This is a genomic window from Zobellella maritima, from assembly GCF_003075035.1.
GTDB lineage: Bacteria > Pseudomonadota > Gammaproteobacteria > Enterobacterales > Aeromonadaceae > Oceanimonas > Oceanimonas maritima.
In genome coordinates this window covers 1,226,317-1,243,435 of the sequence record NZ_QCZE01000001.1, presented here as the reverse complement: position 1 = coordinate 1,243,435, position 17,119 = coordinate 1,226,317, and the positions used below count along the sequence as shown (strand labels likewise).

Genomic DNA, 17,119 nt, shown 5'->3' with positions numbered 1-17,119 from the left:
CCATATTAATAACACTCGTCCGTGAGGGCCTGACATACCTTGGCCAGTGCCGCCTGCATCACTTCCGGGCTGTAAAGCCGCTCTACGCGGCGCCGGCCGGCATTCCCCATTCGCCGGCGCCATGCGGCATCCGAGGCCAACTGTGTAATTCGCTCGGCTACACCACCAATATCGCCCAACGGTAATAAAAACCCGTTTTCGCCATCGATGACCAACTCGCTCAATGCCCCCCAGCGATAGCCAATCACCGGTTTACCCGCCGCCATGGCTTCCAGCAGGGTGCGGCCAAAGGATTCCTGTACATGTGATAGATTGAGCACGATATCGGCCTGGGCCAGCGCGGTAGTGGTCGGCATATAATTCATCAACACCAGGTTATCCGGTAAGGAGCCGGCATCCCGGCGGCACTTTAACGCGCTTACCGCTGCGGTTTCCGGGCCGATCAGCAGGCATTGCACGGCAGGCTGGTTATCGGCCAGCCGTTGTGCCAGGCGAACAAAGTCCTGCACGCCCTTATTCGGCAAATTGTTGCTGAGTAACGCCACGTGCACGCGACTGGAGCAGGTAATGGGCAGATTATAATCAGCAACATTGACCACGTTCGGCACTACGACCGACGGTGTGTGTGGCCAGTCGTCGGCAACCGCCCGTGAGCTTGCAAGCAGCATATCGGCCAGACTGGCGACCCGCTGCCGGATGATGGCCGGCGTGGATCCCAGCGCGGCACAGAGCTCGGTATCAGACGCTATCAGTTCATGCACATAGCAGGCGATGGTGATATCGCATTGCCGTGCCGCCAATAGGGGTTCATCCAACACCAGGGTATTGGCCAGCAGCATGGATACCGAATATTGCTTCATCAATCCGGCAAACAGGGCCACGGTTTGCACACAGGCAGGCCTGTCGGCATGCCACCAGCCGTAGGGTAAGATCACCAGCCGCCGGCATCGGCGGCGAACAGCGGCAACATAGTCCGGGTTCAGGGCACTGGGTAGGGTAACCAGCACATTCAGTTGCAGGGCAGACAATGCCGCCAGCACATCCAGCAAACAGCGCTCGGCGCCATATACCTGCTGGTCCGCCCGATGGCCACAGACCAGTACCCAGGGGCGGTTATGGTGCTCGGGTTGGTCGCCGGCCCAGTGCGGACAAGCCTGATATCCCAGAACCTGGCCAATCGACAGAAAGTGGAGCAATGCCTCGGTAGTAGAGATGGGCTGTTCAATGCGGGAATAGAAGGCGGCATAACCGGTTGTACTGAATAGCGGGCCTGGATCCCGGCCTTCAAAGGCGCCATGCCGACAATAATGCCAGACCGGATCGCAGGTACTTTGCTGTAAATCCGCATAATGGCTGCAGTACCAAACCCCATCAAACCAGTCGCTTTGCTGAATGGTGTCCAGCCTGTCGGGACAGCCGACCACCTTGTGTTTGCGGCATAACAGGGATGGTGCTGCAAACGGGCGTTGAGCCGGGTTGGCTGATAAAAACAGCTCCTGCGGTCGGCATGTCCGGGCATGCCAGCGGCACGCCGCATCTATGTAGTGTTTTCTGACCCCGGTAAATTGGGTGACCAAGTGCGTATTCCTGTTCTGAGTAAGAGATGACGGGACAAGACGGCCGATAGCCAGGGGCACTTGTGGTAACACCTCGACCACACTGTCGGTGCCGTAGGCGGCCTGTATTCGCAGCAGATATTCCGTATCGGCGGCCACCCGCACCTCGTCCCAGCAGCCCAGTTCGGCCACGACAGCTCGGCGCAGCATCAGTGACGACTCATTGCGTTCGGTCCAGCGGTCAGCCGCTCGCCATTGGCCAAACTGCAACCGGGGCGTTGCCCGCACCAAGAATGAGATTGACGCCATACGGTTTGGCTGGGCAAGCAGAGTCCGCACCTGATGTTCGATTTTTTGCGGGTGCGACCAGTCATCGCTGTCATGGGTGGTAATAAAGGCGCCGCTGGCCTGCTCCAGGCCAATGTTGCGGGCAGCGTAAGCGCCGCCATTGACGGTCTGTTTCAATACCTGCAGGGTTTTACCGGGGGGCAGGGGATGCTGCGTCAACCAGCGGTGAACCACTGCCAGGGTATTATCGGAGCTGGCGTCATCCACCAGCAACAGCTCGATATAGGGCCAGGTTTGTTCGGCCAAGGCGCGTAATGCGGTGCCGATAACATCGGCGGCATTATGCACCGGTATAATGACGGTAACGGTGGCACCGGTTGCAGTCACGCCTGAAGGCAGTTTTGCGGCCGTTAAGTCGGTGCCGGCATGCAAACTATCCAGTCTGGATGTTGCCGACGGATTAGCATCTACCTCGGCTAACCCGTGGTAATTAAATACCATGTTCAGCAAGGCCAGCTGCGTCTCGGCTGAGCTGGCCAACAAATTGGCCTGTGCCAGCAACAGGTCGGTTTCTCGCGGCAGCTGTGCTTGGGCCTGTTGCAACAAGGTCAGCGCTCGGGCCGGCTGGTGGGTGTGTTGCAGCGCGGTTGCCAGCAACAGCCAGGCTCCGGGGCCGGAGGATGATAACGCAGCTGATGTACAGTAGGATTGTAAAATCCTCACGACTTGTGACCAGGAGCCTTGCCAGGCGGCCCAGCGTGCCAGTGCCCACCGCGCCGCATGGCGCTCTTGTTCGCTGGCCTCGCTATCCTGCAGCAAGGCTTGCAGCAGGGGCTGCATCTGTCGCTCCAGCCCACGCCAGAGATGATGCTCGTAAATCAGCGCCCGGTTTCGTTGCAGCGGACGTTGCTCCGCCCGGCCATAGCGACAGTAATGGGTCCAGGCATCCATCCCGGCGGCGGCCACATCGGGGTTGGCAAGCAGATAGGCGCTCCCATCAAAATTTGCCGGCACCGGTGGCAAAGCCGGACCAGAGGTCGACAGATGGTGTTGTAACCAGCGAAAGAGTCTTTCCATGACGTTGTTGGCTTGGCGATAATTGTTAAAAAGAGCCTTAAGGAGAGGTATATGAAGGTTGATATTACTTATCGCTTGTTGTTAGTTTCTGAATCACCTGTAGGGTTACATCCTTATAATCCTGTGACAATTCAGAGATGAATAGATCTTTGTTTGTTACATATTTGATAACCTCGAGCCAATGTTTTTCATATATTTCTTTTGTGGCAACCTCTCCGAATGACATGATTTTACTATCAAACTCCTCTAGGAATTTTAGTTTTAGATTAAGTATGTTCTTATTGTGTAATTTGTTGTTTATGATGGAGGGTTCTGGACTGAGTCTAACCAGGCATTCTTTGATTGATTTTATTTTGTACAATTCAAAAAATCTTAGGTTAAACTCCAGGTCCTGATGCCGACAATATGATTCGTCGAATCCGTTTATAGCAAGGACCGCCTCTCGTTTATATGTTGCTGTATTGGTGCAGAGGTAGTGTTTTTTATAATTGAGCATTAATATTTCTAAGGATAAATCTCCTTCTGTGTAACGATTAAGATCGTTCTTAGGTGAGTTCCACCCTAAAAAACCACAGTAAGTTGCACCAAACAGACCGTTTGATTGTGATAGTGTTTCAACACTCTTTGTGATTCTTCCTGGAAGGTAGATATCATCATCATCAAGAAAGCAAATGTATTCGCCAGTGGATATCATGATGGCTGTGTTTCTTGCTGCGGAGCCGTTTCTATTGACACTGTGCTCTATAAGCTTAAGTGATTTGTTGGGGTGTAAGGATGCTTTCTGGGTAATTATACTCCTTGTTTCTTTGTTGTGCGGTGAGTTTTCACCATTATCATTTACAACTAACACCTCAACATCTTCATAATCTTGAGATAGTACGGATTCAAGTGCGTTTGCTAAGTTTTCAGGGCGTTTATAGGTGGGGATGATAACACTGACTCTTCCCTTTACACACTCCGTAAAAATCGGGTTAACTTTAACCAGAGGTGTGTTATTCGCATCACTCAAGCCAAGTTCAAATTCAATGTAATTTAAAATGTCACCTTCCGTTAAAATATCATCTTTAGATAATGTTGTGCAAAAATCAACGGTGGGGAGTTGGAAGGGGTGTTTTGTTTTTTTTATATCACTGGCTGAATAAATAAATGTGTCTGCGTTATGTAATGGCCTTAGGCCATCCTCACTATCATAGTAAAGTCTAAGGTTGAATGGCAATTCGCCTTCATGAGAGAAACAGTTGAAGTACTTTAAGTTTCTAGGGTGAGACAATATTACCGCAATTGACGGCTTGGGGTATGGGTAATGAAAGTTTTCTATTTTCCATTTCATGCGTTTCCCGTGAGTGTATTGACACCTACCGCTACGGATAGAGCTGTTACTTACATCTGGCATAGCAATGTTGGGATATGCGACAAAACATTCTCCCAAGTATTTTTCATATATCTCGCCAAGCGGTAAGTGATCAAAGGGGGCTTCAAAAGTACTTTGTACCATGGACAATTCATCAATGATTGAGTGGTCAAAGGCTATAGCAAAAGAACCACAGGTATCTAGTTGGCGGGGATAATAAAAGCCATTAGCCTTGGCTTTAGGCTCATTAACGCTATTCCAGTTATATTGCGAGGCACCTAGTTGAATTACTTTCCAGTTATTGCTTATTTTTGATAAGAACGCTTTTGCTTTATTCTCAAAGTGATGGCATAGAATAACGTCATCCTCTAGTATGAGAAAGCGTTTGTAATTATTTTTTTTTGCATCATTTATAATTTCAAGGTAGGTGTGGATGTACCCCATTGCGCCAGGTGAATCAATAAAGTGAGAGGCTCTATTAATCTCAGTCTCATTGAAGTCGGAGTAACGTTTTAAACAGCCCAATGGTTTGGAGAAATACTCGTCAAACATCTCTTTTGGCTTGCCAATATATCCATCTGTAGCTTTGAATAGTTCAAAATCAATGTTTAGGTCTTTTAGTTGGCGGGATGATTTTAGCTTCTTTGTTTTGTCATGTTCGAGGTTGACAAGGTATACGTGATCAAAGTAGCTATTGATGAAACTTTTTTTCGGATTATGTGACTGTGTGCTTGTTGTTAACTTTTTCTTACACAGGTTTATGTTTGCTGTGAATATTTTACGTCCATAAATTTCGCTGGCTCTGAGGTATAATTCCAATGCCAATTTAAACTGACCAGTGTTATAGTGTGCTCTGGCATTCTGTACAAGAGTGCTACCATTCATACTCTTACCTCCTTGTATGAGATGGGTAAACATAAAGCCTGATGCAATAAAGGTTAAAATAAGGGTTTATAGCACACTGAAAGTTGCCAACCCCTTTTCAGTATCGATTACTTCAATTTTGACATTAATCGAACTCTCAGCTGCCATTCTTTTCCATAGCTCAATGATCTCTTTTTCTTCCGGGCGGTTATAGTCATCCATGACTAATGTCATCTTATGTTCCGGAAGTGAATGGGTTAAATGTGGCAGCGCCGGAAATCGTGCATTTGTGTTTGTTGAGCCCGGGGGGCCATCAACCAGAACCAGAATATTCGCTTTTTTGTCTTTGAACCTTGCGGTCAGCTCATTCATTTTTTCCTGGCAGTCGTAATATGAAAATTGTTGGTCTTCATTGTATTGGTAGTTCACCAGCGGGGCATGCACCAGATCAACCAGGTGCTCAATACTGTTATCAGCCAGCAAACTGGCGGTTTTTTGGTGGTACAGCCTGTCGTGTTCAAATGATACGATGTGGGGGAGTGGCTTGTGCTGCCCCTGGTTGTCTTGCTGTTTTTTGTTTTTTGTTTTTAATTTTTCATGGTTTTTCTGTATTTCCTGTTTTATTTGTAATGTTTTCGCCATTAGCAGGGTCGATGTGCCACTGCCAAATTCGATGATACAGTCGTAGTCGTTCGCATCTATCAAGCCGACAAGGTACAGACCGAGATCGGGACTGATTGGCCAGCCATGAAAGTTGAATGGTGTGGATCCCTTATCAAGGTAGTTCTGGATGCCTATGAAGCATTCGATTTGCTTGGCTGCGTTAACTAGTCCACTACTGATATGGTTTTTTAATCCAGCCAACGATTTGGTGACTTCCAGGATCTGATCGGCGACAATTTTTCTGGTTTTTTCCTCCAGACGCTCCGTTATCTGCCGATTGCTTTCAAACCATCCCAGCATGTCTTTGTTACTGATTAACGCTTTTTCTTGTATGGTCAAGGTCTGTCTCAGGGCATTACACTCTTCTCTGGCACTATCACGTTCGTTTTTGACCACTGCGCTGTCTTGCCGGTTGGCCGCCAGTTGTTGCTCCAGCTCGCTGTTGGTGTGGTGAACGGCATCCAGGCGCTGCTGCAGATCGGCATTGGCTTGTTCCGTCATGGCCAGCTGCTGTGTCAGCTGGTCCTTGGCTTGGCGCGTTTCATTCAGCTGCCGCTGTAATTCGGCTTGTTGTTGTTCATGGTCGGTTCGGGAATCGGCCAGTGTATGCTGCCAGTCGGCATTGGTTTGTTCTGTTATGGCCAGTTGTTGCGCCAGCTCGCTGTTGGTGTGATGAACGGCATCCAGGCGCTGCTGCAGATCGGCATTGGCTTGTTCCGCCATGGCCAGCTGCTGAGTCAGTTCGTCCTTGGCTTGGCTCATCTCATTCAGCTGCCGCTGTAATGCGGCTTGTTGTTGTTCGTGGTCGGTTCGGGAGTCGGCCAGTGCCTGCTGCCAGTCGGCATTGATTTGTTCTGTTATGGCCAGTTGTTGCGCCAGCTCGCTGTTGGTGTAGTGAACGGCATCCAGGCGCTGCTGCAGATCGGCATTGGCTTGTTCCGCCATGGCCAGCTGCAGTGTCAGTTCGTCCTTGGTTTGGCGCGTTTCATCCAGCTGCCGCTGGAGTTCGGCTTGTTGTTGTTCGTGGTCGGTTCGGGAATCGGCCTGTGCCTGCTGCCAGTCGGCATTGATTTGTTCTGTTATGGCTAGCTGCTGTGTCAGTTCGATATTGGCTTGGCGCGTTTCATCCAGCTGCCGCTGGAGTTCGGCTTGTTGTTGTTCGTGCTCGGTTCGGGAATCGGCCAGTGCCTGCTGCCAGTCGGCATTGGCTTGTTCTGTTATGGCCAGTTGTTGCGCCAGCTCGCTGCTGGTGTGGTGGGTGGCATCCAGGCGCTGCTGCAGATCGGCAAGTTGTTTTTTATGCTCGGTCTGGATGGCTGAAAATGCCAGCCTCAACTCACGATTGATCTTGCCGGTTATTTCAAGTCGCTGTTGCAGCTCAGTGAGGGTATTGCCGGTGGTGGCCAGTTGGCGGGTTTGCCCCGTCAGAGTTTGCTGCAGATCCCTATTGATCATTTGTTGCTGAAGCAGGGCCCGGTTGGCGGCATCAAGTTCCAGCTTCAGAGCATTGCGATTCAGTTGGAACAATGGTCGGTCCGGGTCGCTCCGGTCGATTATGGTGAGCTCGTAGCCTTGCTGGTACAGACTATCCAGTACGTCGGCGCTGCTACTGTTGCTGCTGTAGTGTGGTTCACTGGGGCAATAAAGGAGCACATGAGCGAAGGGGTTGTGCCGGCCCAGTTGTGCCAGTTGGTCGGCAATAAGCTGTTCTGCGCCGGGAGCGTCGATAATGAGCAGATTATTCCCCTTCTCTGCCATTTGTATGTCGCTCAGCAGGGAGGCCAGGGTACGGGTTTTTACATCGATGATTTGCTGTATTTTCAGGCCCGGCATCAGTTGACTCAGACCGGAGACCGGATACAGGCTGCTTGCCTGGTCCCAGTTGTAGAGATGAAAGCAGGCACTGCCGTTGGTGTCGGCAATGGCCAGTTGACAGAGGCGCGTATTGTCGTCGGTTTGGCTAAGCTTGCGCAGTGCGGTGGCCGACTCGGGGGAGGGTTCTATCAACACCCGCTGCCGTGCACTCTGGTAGAGTCTGTTATCGTTGCCTTTACCGGCGCCTATGTGCACCAGGGTATTCAACATGTACGGAAATTGAGTGATCATGACAATAAGTCACCCTATTGGTCCGGAGGGGAGCATCGCTATGCAGTTGCCTTGGGCTGGCGGCCTTCTTCTTGACCGAACTTAAGATAGTGCACCAACGGATTGAGTTCAGTCTCTGCCGCGTTTGGATTCAGTCGCAGGTAACCCTGGGTGTCGAAATGGGGGCCGGGGTTGCGGCCTTCGTCGGCGCCAAATTTCAGATAATGCTCTCCGGGATCCATTCCGCTTTCGGCGACGTCCGGGTAGGTGGACAGGTACCAGTCGGCGTTGAACAGCTCGCTGCTTGCCAGCATCCGGAGCTGTTTTTTCAGCTTGCGTTGCTCGGGCGAGGTGGGGCGGAATAACTTGCCCCAGGCCCGGAGCGGCGTGGTGATTTTCCAGCTGATGCTGCTGGTGATTTTCCGCAGTACCCGGTGATTACGTTGTATTTGCTGTTGTTGCTCATCGAGCTGCCGAATAAGCTGCTGGTTGTTCAGATAGTAGCGCTCCAACTCTTCCTGTACCTGATGCAGTTGCTGCAGAAGCATGTCGTTTTCTTCTTCAACCCCCTTATTGTGTTGCTGCAGGAGTTGCAGTTCGGCCTGAGTATTATCGTGGTCGAGATTGAGCGAGTCGAGCCTGGCTTGGAGCCGTTGATGTTTTTCGTCCAGGTCGTGAAGCTGAGTTTGATATTGATGGCGTGCGTTTTCATTGCTTGTGTTTTTCTGGCGCAGGGCTTCCAGGTCTTCCTGTGCCCGGTGGAGTTGCGCAAGAAGTTGGTTGTTTTCCTGCTGTTTTTCTTCCAGCTGGCCGAGTAGATCGCTGTGCTGGGCGCATTCCTGCGCCTGTTTTATCAGTAGCCGATGCAACAGATCGATATTGATGTTGGGTGGGGCGTCATGATTCAGCAATGGCGTGGTGCCGGCTTCCAGCTCTTGCAGCAGGTCGGCCAGCTCCGCATGCTGCATGATCAGCCGTTGCGCGAGCAGCAGATTCAGTTCGGCGGGCGGGGCCATGGGCTCCAGGGTGACGGGCTTGGCATTGATGCCGAAGTGTTGCCGGCAATGCTGCTGTAGTTCCTGCGGTGCGAGCACGGCGTGCGTCACATTGATCAGCAGGGTCTGGCGTCGATGGCGGCGATAAAACCGCAGGCATTGCTCGAGGGCGGTGTGCCATTGTTGAAGGGCGACACTGGGCGATAGTCCCTGCTCCAGGGCATAGGCAACGGCGATATGGGCCGGAGAATAGAGTAATAGACAGGCCTGTTGGCTCGCCAGTGTTGCATTGCCGGCCCATTGATCCGGACCAAGGGTTTCGGGTTGGGTCCATCCCAGGCTGTGCAACAGGCGGCGCAGCTGCTGCCATTGACTGTAGGGAGTGGAAGCTACGATTAATTCCATTTAAACAAGCTCCTGATATCTTGGTGAGCTGTCGACCCTGGGGGTCGGGCAGTCGCTTTCCAGCTTGGTTTGACCGACGTCATTCAATGCCATCCGGGCTGTCTTCGCTCCAGTCATTGTCACCGTCGCCGGGGTAGACATAGTCGCTCGAGTCATGCACCAGCAGGCTACCCGGTTGTTGACACCAGCGGGTGTTGTCCAGACACCCTTGCTCGGTGTTACGCAGGCCGTTTTCGACGTTCTCCTGCGGTCGTCAGCCCGGCTCCGGTTCAATTTTGCCGTCATGGGTCAGTTTGTCGATATTAACGACTTCATGATTGCGGTTGTCTAATAGGTTTTCGTACTAAGGATGAGCGGATAAAACCTGCACCCTTGTGATCATAACGTCTTCGGGCTCAGCTCTACTTCCCGGGAGGCGTGTTTTTCATCATGGTCAGAGGGTGGCCTTTTATATTTTCAATCTCTGTGATCCCGGATTATCAGCATGATCATATTGGCAATGAACGCCAGGAACAGGGTGATGATGGCGAAGATACTGGTATTATAGAGACGCTCAGGTTCGGTGGCGTACTCTGGTAATAACGGACTCTGGAGCACACTCACCTGCTTGAGTTTACGTGCTGCTTCAATACGGGTGTTTTCCAGTGCGGCGAGGGCGCTGGAGTAGGTTTGCTGAGCGAACTGGGCTTTTAACTCCAGGGTTTGATACTCCGATGAAATTCGGTTCAATGCATTGCCGGCCGCCTGCGCCAGGCGGTTGCGCTCCTTCTCTATTTGTTGCTGCAGTGCGCTTAGTTCGCTTTTTATTTGCACCAGCTCGGCCGAACGGGTGCTTTGGTAGCTTTGCGCGGCATTGTATCTTGCCTGCCCCCTGGCCAACTCTCCCTCCAGGGTGGCCACGACCTGATTAAGGCTTTCTACCGTATGAATGGGAGACACCAGACCGTGCTCGTTCTGGTAGGCGAGCAGCATGCCTCTGGCTTCATCCAGCCGTTGTTCCAGCCGCTCGACCTGATGTTCGAGAAAACGCACCTGCTCTTCTGCCAGGCGCTGGCCCATGTTGTTCATATGGGCTTCCCCGGCACTTAGCAGCAGTTGTGCCATGGCATGAGCAAACTCGGGATTAAAGGCCTGCACCTTGATATTCAGTACCCCGGCGTATTCATCCAGCTCTACGGATACCCGCTTTCGATAGTATTTATGCAGCGCTTCGATGGGGGCATCGATATCGGTCAGCCGGGAAAAAAGATCGCCATTCTGGCCGTAGTGCTCGCGAAAGGGGAGCGTTTGTTGCACTGTTTTCAGCATATCCACCGAGAGCAGATGCTCGCGCAACAATAAAAGGTCGTTATTGCTGCCACCCGCTTTTAACATGTTGGAAAAGTTGATCTCAGGGGGGGCGATATGCGGGCTTTCCAGCACGACGGTCGCGCGGGAAACATAGCGGTCCGCGGCCCAGGCAAACCAGTAGAAAGCAACGGCCATGATGGCGACAAGGGCAAGGGCCCAATGGGGTTGTTTTTTAATAACGTGTTGCATGGGTACCCAAATTTTCATTTTAATTCGGTGACGGTATGCGCCGCAGCTTTAAGCTGAAAGCAGGCCGGCGTTGTTTTTGATTTTTGATGTGCTTGTTGGTATTTCCCTGCTTCGCAGGGAACTGTTGGCTAAAGCGGCAGCGACATGGCATCAATGCATCTGCCGGCTCGGGTGTCTTTTCTTACAGCCGACCGCTTAGCTTAACGTTCCCCGAAGGGGCTGGCGTTCCTGATGATAGGCCGCAATAGCCTGGTCGATATCGTCGTACCAGCTGGCCTCGCCTTCTTTAAGATAAATGCCGGCCTGGCACAGCTCTCTTAAGATCCCTTCGCCGTGCGACGCCATGATCAGGCTGGACGTGCCGACCTTATCCTTGAAGGTTTGACTGGCTTTCTCCCGGAAGCTGCGGTCGCCTACGGCGGTCGCTTCGTCAGACAAATACACATCGAAGTCAAACGCCAGAGACAGTCCAAAATTAAGCCGGGCGCGCATACCGGAAGAATAGGTTTTAATGGGTTGATCAAAGGCGTCACCCAGTTCGGCGAATTCTTCTACATAGGCGATAATGCGCTGCACATTGAATCCGCCGCCATGAACCCGGGCGACGAACTTGACGTTCTGCCGGCCGGTCATGGAGCCCTGCAAGCCACCGGAAAGGCCGATGGGCCAGGACACACGGCACTGGCGCTCCACAGACCCGCGTTCGGGGTTATCCATGCCGGCAATCAACCGCAACAGGGTGGATTTACCGGCACCATTACAGCCCAGCAGGCCCACACTCATTCCTTTGGGAATGGTGAGGTTGATATCTTTAAGTACCCAGTCGCTAACCGACCCATCGCGATTGTGGTAGCGTTTATACAGATTTCTGATGCTGATCATTGGGCTTTCAGCCTGTTGCGATAATGTATATGCATTAATAAACCCAGGGCATTGAGTGACAGCGTAAACAGCCATAAATAGGTCAGGCTGGTCCCCGTGACCATCCGGTAGTGTTCAAAAAAGCCCAGGCGCAATAGTTCCAGCCCATGGACGATGGGATTGGGCATAAAATATTCCAGTACATTATGAGGCAGCACATTCAGCGGCAAAATAACGCCGGAGATGAGCAGCAGCGGCAGGCTCAACATGCGCACAATACGGGCCAGCTCGGGAACAAGCGTCCCCGCCACGGATACGATCAGGCCGATTCCCAGGCCGAGTGACCAGAGCGAGAACCAGGCGAACAAGGCATGGATGGCATTATCGGGGAAAATATCCAGCTTCAGCAGCAGTCCGCCCATCACAAACAACAGAAAGATAACGGTTCTGAGCATGCCTTCCACGAAGTTGCGCACCAGTACCGTATCTACCGGCTGCACCTGACGGTAGGCAAACAGTGCCTGATTGGCATCGACCGCACCCAGGCTGCGCATCATGCCTTCGCGTACCAGAAAAAAACCCATCATGCCGGTAATCATCCAGGGAATAAAATCGGCCCCCAGGATCAGGCCATTGCCGTGGCCGATCAGACTACGGATCAGCACCATTATGGCTATCATCGCCATGGGCTCGAAGATCATCCAGAACCAGCCCAGGCGGTCGGTCATGGTGCGGGTTATCGCTTCCCGCATAAACATGGCAAACCAGACACTGCGGGTGACCTGCCAGGGAGTGCGTGTATGCATGTCACTTCCCCTTACAAATCTATCGCGACTTTGGCGGCCACCGCCAACTGGTAGAGGATTTGGCTGATGCTGGTGGCCAGCTGCAGGTTTTTGGTGGGGACTACCGGCAGCACCAGGACTTCGTCCCCCGGGCGGAGGCTAATGTCATCCGCTTCGCGGACCTCGCCATTCTGGCGGACCACCAGGATACGTTCTTCATCTGCATGCTGGGTAAAGCCGCCGGCGCCCTCTATATAGTCGATGGCCTTGCGGCCGGGAGTGAATACCACCGACTGAGGTACCAGTACTTCACCGCTGATCAACAGCGAATCGCTGCGCTCGGGAATGGTGATAATGTCGCCGTCCTGCAGGCGAATATTGGTGATCTGGCCGTTGTTGGCCAGTACCAGCCGACCATTGGGCTCTACCTGGGCGGCCCGTTTAATAAAGCTGTTGATCAGTGCGGCCTCCTGGACCCTGATTTGGGCCTCTTCGGCAGTGGCGGAGGAAGCTCCCAGGTAGGTGGTTTCCAGCCGGGCGAGACTCTCTTTCAGAGACTGCTTTTGCCGTTCGGCGACACTTATCCGTTTAAGTGAAATACTGTGCACATCGGTCATGTCTTCGGGGACCGGAATGGCGTCCAGCAACTCGTGTAACTGGGTATCGCGCGGCAGGGCAAAGCGGGAGGGCCCATAGTAACTGCCTTCTATCTGTACCACTATGGTGTCATCACGCAGGTCGGTGTTGAATATCACCTGGTCGCCGTTGCGCAGTGGCTGCTGAGTAAAATCGGTCAGAGCCAGGTAGCTGGAAATGGGGCCGGTGCTGCGGGCACCGCGCAGCAGCGCATGGGTGACGTTGGACTTTAACCGGGCGAGTTCCAGCAGGGCCTGTCCGGACAGGGCATCCGGGTTTAGCTCATAGCGATAGGGGCGGGCAACGTCACCTTCTACTGTGACGGTAGGACCGCGTTCGTCCACCACTATGGTGTCGCCATCGCGAAACTGCGGCCGTGGCAGGGTACCGTCTATTAAAAATGCATACAGATCGGCACTGGCAATGAGGCGCCCGGCACGCACTACCCGTATATTGCGGTAACTGCCCAGAGCATCGTCTATGCCACCGGCCTGATCAAGAAAATAAAGCAGCGAGTCATTGGGGGTACCGGCGAAGCGGCCGGGGTTGGTGACGTAGCCGGTGACGAATACCGAGACGGGCTGTACACCCTGCAGGTTGGTATATACCTCTACATTATTGGAATACACGGAATTGACCGCGGAGCGTACCCTGGCATCCAGCTGGCTGTGCCGAATACCTTGCACTTTGACGGGGCCGATGGCGGGAATGAAGATATTGCCCTGGGCATCCACCGGCAGCACCCTGTCTATCTCTACGGCTCCCCAAACCCGCAAGGTGATCTGGTCGCCGGGGGCGATGATGTAATCGGCATTCAGGCCATCGGCGCGTACACCCCTGAAGCCGCCGGTGAATAAATGGGTGCCGAAGCTTGAAATGGTTTGGTTAACGGTGGCCTGTGATTGCAGCGGTCCGTAGCGGCCGTTTTGCCAATGGGTGTTGCTGTTGCTGCTGGCCTGGTCGGCTTCGGAGGGGGCGTTAAAACGGCTGTATTGCTCTGTGGGCAGTTCACCGGCATTGGCGCCAATCAGCTGAGCCTGGCCGGTGTGGGTGATAAGTGCCAAGACAGCAAACAAGCCCATCTGTTTAACAAAAGTGTTGGTACGGCTGTTCATATAGAGTGACCCAATCAGGTTGTGTGTTCAGCGGGCAAGCAAATGGGTAACCGGACGCACCGGGGTCCAGGTATTTTGCCCCGTCCGGCAGACGATATGTTGCTGGGTGTCGCCGGAAGGCAGGGTGACGTCCAGTTTTCGGCAGGTACGGCCGCTGGCCGCAAAGTAGGGTGCACCTGCCCGTACCTGTACATTGCTGCCCCAGGGGCTGTGCTTCAGGGACGCGACACCACCGGTAACGGCAGAGGAGAGATAGTTGTTCAAATCAGACTCGGGAGAAATGGCCTCCGGGCTGTTGCCGGCAGAGTCGGTCAGCATGTTTTGAATCATTGAGCATCCGCTGGTGGTAAGCAGCACCAGTATCAGCACGAAAAACTGAAGTACCTGTATGAATCTTGGCTGCATCAGACTATTGCGCCCTGTTAATTCGGTGACGTGGTGTAGGAACAGGCCGGCGGCCTGTTTATTAATGAGGTTCTGCTTGGAACTATTGTTCAGCGGGAGCAGATACGCTACCGCCCTTAGGTTACAGCTCCCAACCCGCTGGTTTCACAACTCCTTGTCAAACCTTGTTGAATATCGTCGTCAATGGTCGCCGGATATTAAAATTCTTTTTTATATCGTCGGCAGACGGTAGTCGGCCTGATGTTTATGTATATTTCGGCAATCAACTGGCCTGTTGTAACGATGTTTCTGGTATATCGGTTTCGATTAAAGCCGGCTTTGGAGCGGCATTTTCAAGTTGAGCGGACTCGCCCAATCGTTGCCAGATTTGCTCGCAGGTATTTCTATATTGACCATAGAAACTGCCGTTAACCTGGGTATTGCTTAACAAGAAATACCGCAGCTGCGTAAACAATTGGTAATTGACCGGCTCAGGCCGTTGCCAGAAGGTATCCAGCCCACATTGACTGGTGAGGCCGGGCAAGTCATACAAGGCCTTGCCGAGAGTGAGCGTCGGCACCTTGTGCAGCAGCGCAGAGATGCCGACGGTGCTGTTGATGGTGACCACCCCTTTGCAATGACGGTAAAGCTCGGGCAAGGAAAATTCGAAGCCGTAGAATACCCTGTTGTTGATACCCAGCCGTGTGCAGCGCTGTTTTATCTGCCGGCTGTAGTCGCTGTATCCGCGATCCATGGGATGGTGCTTGAGCAACAGCACATCATTTGCCGCAGAGTGGGCTGAAAATGAATCTAGTATCTGGTTGATGGCCTGCGCCACGTTCTTAAAGGGAGAGTGGGACCGGATTTGAAAGTCATCCGCCACCTGTAGCGGCATCAGGAAAATACGCCCGGAATGATGGTCGATAAGCCGCTGTTGCTGACACCTGTCATGGGGCTTGTGGTGAAGCTTGGTAAACCAGCCCCTTAGCCAGGCAGTGGCTTCGCGCCAGCACGGACGATGGCGATGGTGCACGTAGTGGGAAAAGCGGCCGGTATCCAGCTGCATATTCAGGTAATAGCGAACGGCATAGTAAATGCGTTTATTGAAAGTGGGCGCGACCGAAAAGTGAAGATGTTCATCGACGGGGGCCTGGCACGTTAGTAATGATGCCAGTTGGCCATACCAGGGACTGTGGGCATTGACACCGCCTTGCTCCAGGGTGATGTAATCGGGCCTGAGGTAACCTTCTTCAAACACAAACAGCTTGAGCCCGCGCGCAAGGCAAAACTGGCGCGCCGCCTTATGGTATTCGCGGCAGTCGTTATAGCAGAACACCGCATCGATGCGATGATTGTTGACGAACTCGGCCAGGTAGCAGGGCCAGTCAGGCAAACTGCCCTGATAGCGGGTATTCGTTCCGGCACAAGGCCAGGCGTCATCTCCACCATTGAAGTTGAGCTTGTGCACCCGGATGCCTTGCCTGGCTAAAAACCGGGAGAAGTGTTGAAAAAAAGGCCCCAGAGGTCCTTGGAGTAGCAAAACTGACCGCATGCTTGCACCCACCTTTCTTTCTTCGATTTATGTTGTCGTTACTTGCTGTCTGTCAGCGGACCAATAAGCCGCTGCGCTGAATGTTGATCCCCCTCTATCCCAATATAGGCTGACTGGCGGTGTGTTCAACCCTGATATCGAGATGTCTGAGCTGGATCTCACTGCTGTGAGGGCTCATATGTATCTGTTTTTAAAGGGTTCTCATGCATTCATCTGTGGAACAGGGCTTGGAAGCGGGGTTCACATCGGGGGTCACAAATGGGAGCGATACATCTGAAACTGGCTACCCTTGTTGTGGCAGGGGCGGTGGACAGCCGGCGGCGGTCTATGATTATACGAAGGATCATGACAACCGCGTTAACGAGGCCAGGTGAAACCATGAAAAAATCACAGCTTTTGCAAACGTTGGCGGCGGGCCCGGCCCGGACCTGCTGTCTGGATTCGACAGATTTCCAGGCGCTGCAGCAGGCTGCGACCGAACTGGGTCTGGCTTTCTGGGCGGTGGATTTCAGTGGGGTAACCGACAAGGCCGGCTGCGTGGATACGCTTACCAACAGCCTGGGGGTTCCCGGCTGGTTCAGTCAAAACTGGGACGCGGTGCACGATGGCTTTATCGAGCTGCTGGAAACCGATCAACAGGGTGGCCTGTTGTGTTTGCAGAATGTGGAGACATTCGCTAATCACGATCATCCCAGCTGGCTGCGGCTGCTGGATCTGCTGGCCGATGCCACCGAATATTGGCGCGAACAGGACTTGCCCTTCTGGTGTGTGGTATTAAGCTCGTCGCCTGAGTCCTTGTCGGTGGCCGAGCTGGAAAATCATTGAAACAGTAATATCAGCGGGATGTTTTGCAGGTCGGGCCTCGGCCCGAAGCAAAAGGAATGCCCTATGCAGAAATATCGTCGGCCCGAGGGCCGACCTGGGGGGGACCTGTGGCCCCCCAGATGTTCTGACAATAAGTTG

The 17,119-nt window shown here is 53.0% G+C and carries 11 protein-coding genes; 1 reads left to right on the top strand and 10 read right to left on the bottom strand.

Features of this window, described 5'->3' with window-relative positions; translation table 11 throughout:
• Positions 1-5: 5 nt before the first annotated feature.
• From DCS96_RS05645 to DCS96_RS05595, 10 genes are all read right to left on the bottom strand, one after another.
• The gene (locus DCS96_RS05645; protein WP_116473342.1) at positions 6-2,921 is read right to left on the bottom strand and encodes a glycosyltransferase; all 2,916 of its coding nucleotides are present in this window, start codon (positions 2,919-2,921) and stop codon (positions 6-8) included.
• A 64-nt stretch (positions 2,922-2,985) separates the two neighbouring features.
• Positions 2,986-5,157: a glycosyltransferase gene (locus DCS96_RS05640; RefSeq protein WP_198649934.1), complete on the bottom strand. Its 2,172-nt coding sequence runs from the start codon at positions 5,155-5,157 to the stop codon at positions 2,986-2,988.
• 66 nt (positions 5,158-5,223) lie between these two features.
• A complete protein-coding gene (locus DCS96_RS05635; protein ID WP_198649933.1) occupies positions 5,224-7,632 on the bottom strand; it encodes a coiled-coil domain-containing protein in 2,409 nt (802 codons plus the stop codon).
• 311 nt (positions 7,633-7,943) lie between these two features.
• Positions 7,944-9,284: a hypothetical protein gene (locus DCS96_RS05630; protein ID WP_116473339.1), complete on the bottom strand. Its 1,341-nt coding sequence runs from the start codon at positions 9,282-9,284 to the stop codon at positions 7,944-7,946.
• Positions 9,285-9,740: 456 nt separating this feature from the next.
• Positions 9,741-10,841 (bottom strand): chain-length determining protein, encoded by a 1,101-nt coding sequence (locus tag DCS96_RS05620; RefSeq protein WP_232818189.1) that lies wholly within the window; start codon positions 10,839-10,841, stop codon positions 9,741-9,743.
• Between the two features lie 177 nt (positions 10,842-11,018).
• Positions 11,019-11,705: an ABC transporter ATP-binding protein gene (locus DCS96_RS05615; RefSeq protein ID WP_116473337.1), complete on the bottom strand. Its 687-nt coding sequence runs from the start codon at positions 11,703-11,705 to the stop codon at positions 11,019-11,021.
• Entirely contained in the window at positions 11,702-12,490 is a 789-nt protein-coding gene (locus DCS96_RS05610) for an ABC transporter permease (RefSeq protein ID WP_116473336.1), read from the bottom strand. Before DCS96_RS05610 ends, DCS96_RS05615 begins: the two co-directional genes overlap by 4 nt.
• Before the next feature lie 11 nt (positions 12,491-12,501).
• Positions 12,502-14,220: a polysaccharide biosynthesis/export family protein gene (locus DCS96_RS05605; protein WP_232818188.1), complete on the bottom strand. Its 1,719-nt coding sequence runs from the start codon at positions 14,218-14,220 to the stop codon at positions 12,502-12,504.
• Between the two features lie 27 nt (positions 14,221-14,247).
• Positions 14,248-14,550: a DVU3141 family protein gene (locus tag DCS96_RS05600; protein WP_232818187.1), complete on the bottom strand. Its 303-nt coding sequence runs from the start codon at positions 14,548-14,550 to the stop codon at positions 14,248-14,250.
• Between the two features lie 337 nt (positions 14,551-14,887).
• Entirely contained in the window at positions 14,888-16,072 is a 1,185-nt protein-coding gene (locus DCS96_RS05595) for a capsular biosynthesis protein (protein ID WP_198649932.1), read from the bottom strand.
• Positions 16,073-16,534: 462 nt separating this feature from the next.
• Between DCS96_RS05595 and DCS96_RS05590 the strand changes: the two genes are divergently transcribed.
• Positions 16,535-16,981, top strand: a complete 447-nt coding sequence (locus DCS96_RS05590) for a barstar family protein (RefSeq protein ID WP_157953588.1) — start codon at positions 16,535-16,537, stop codon at positions 16,979-16,981.
• Positions 16,982-17,119: the final 138 nt, after the last annotated feature.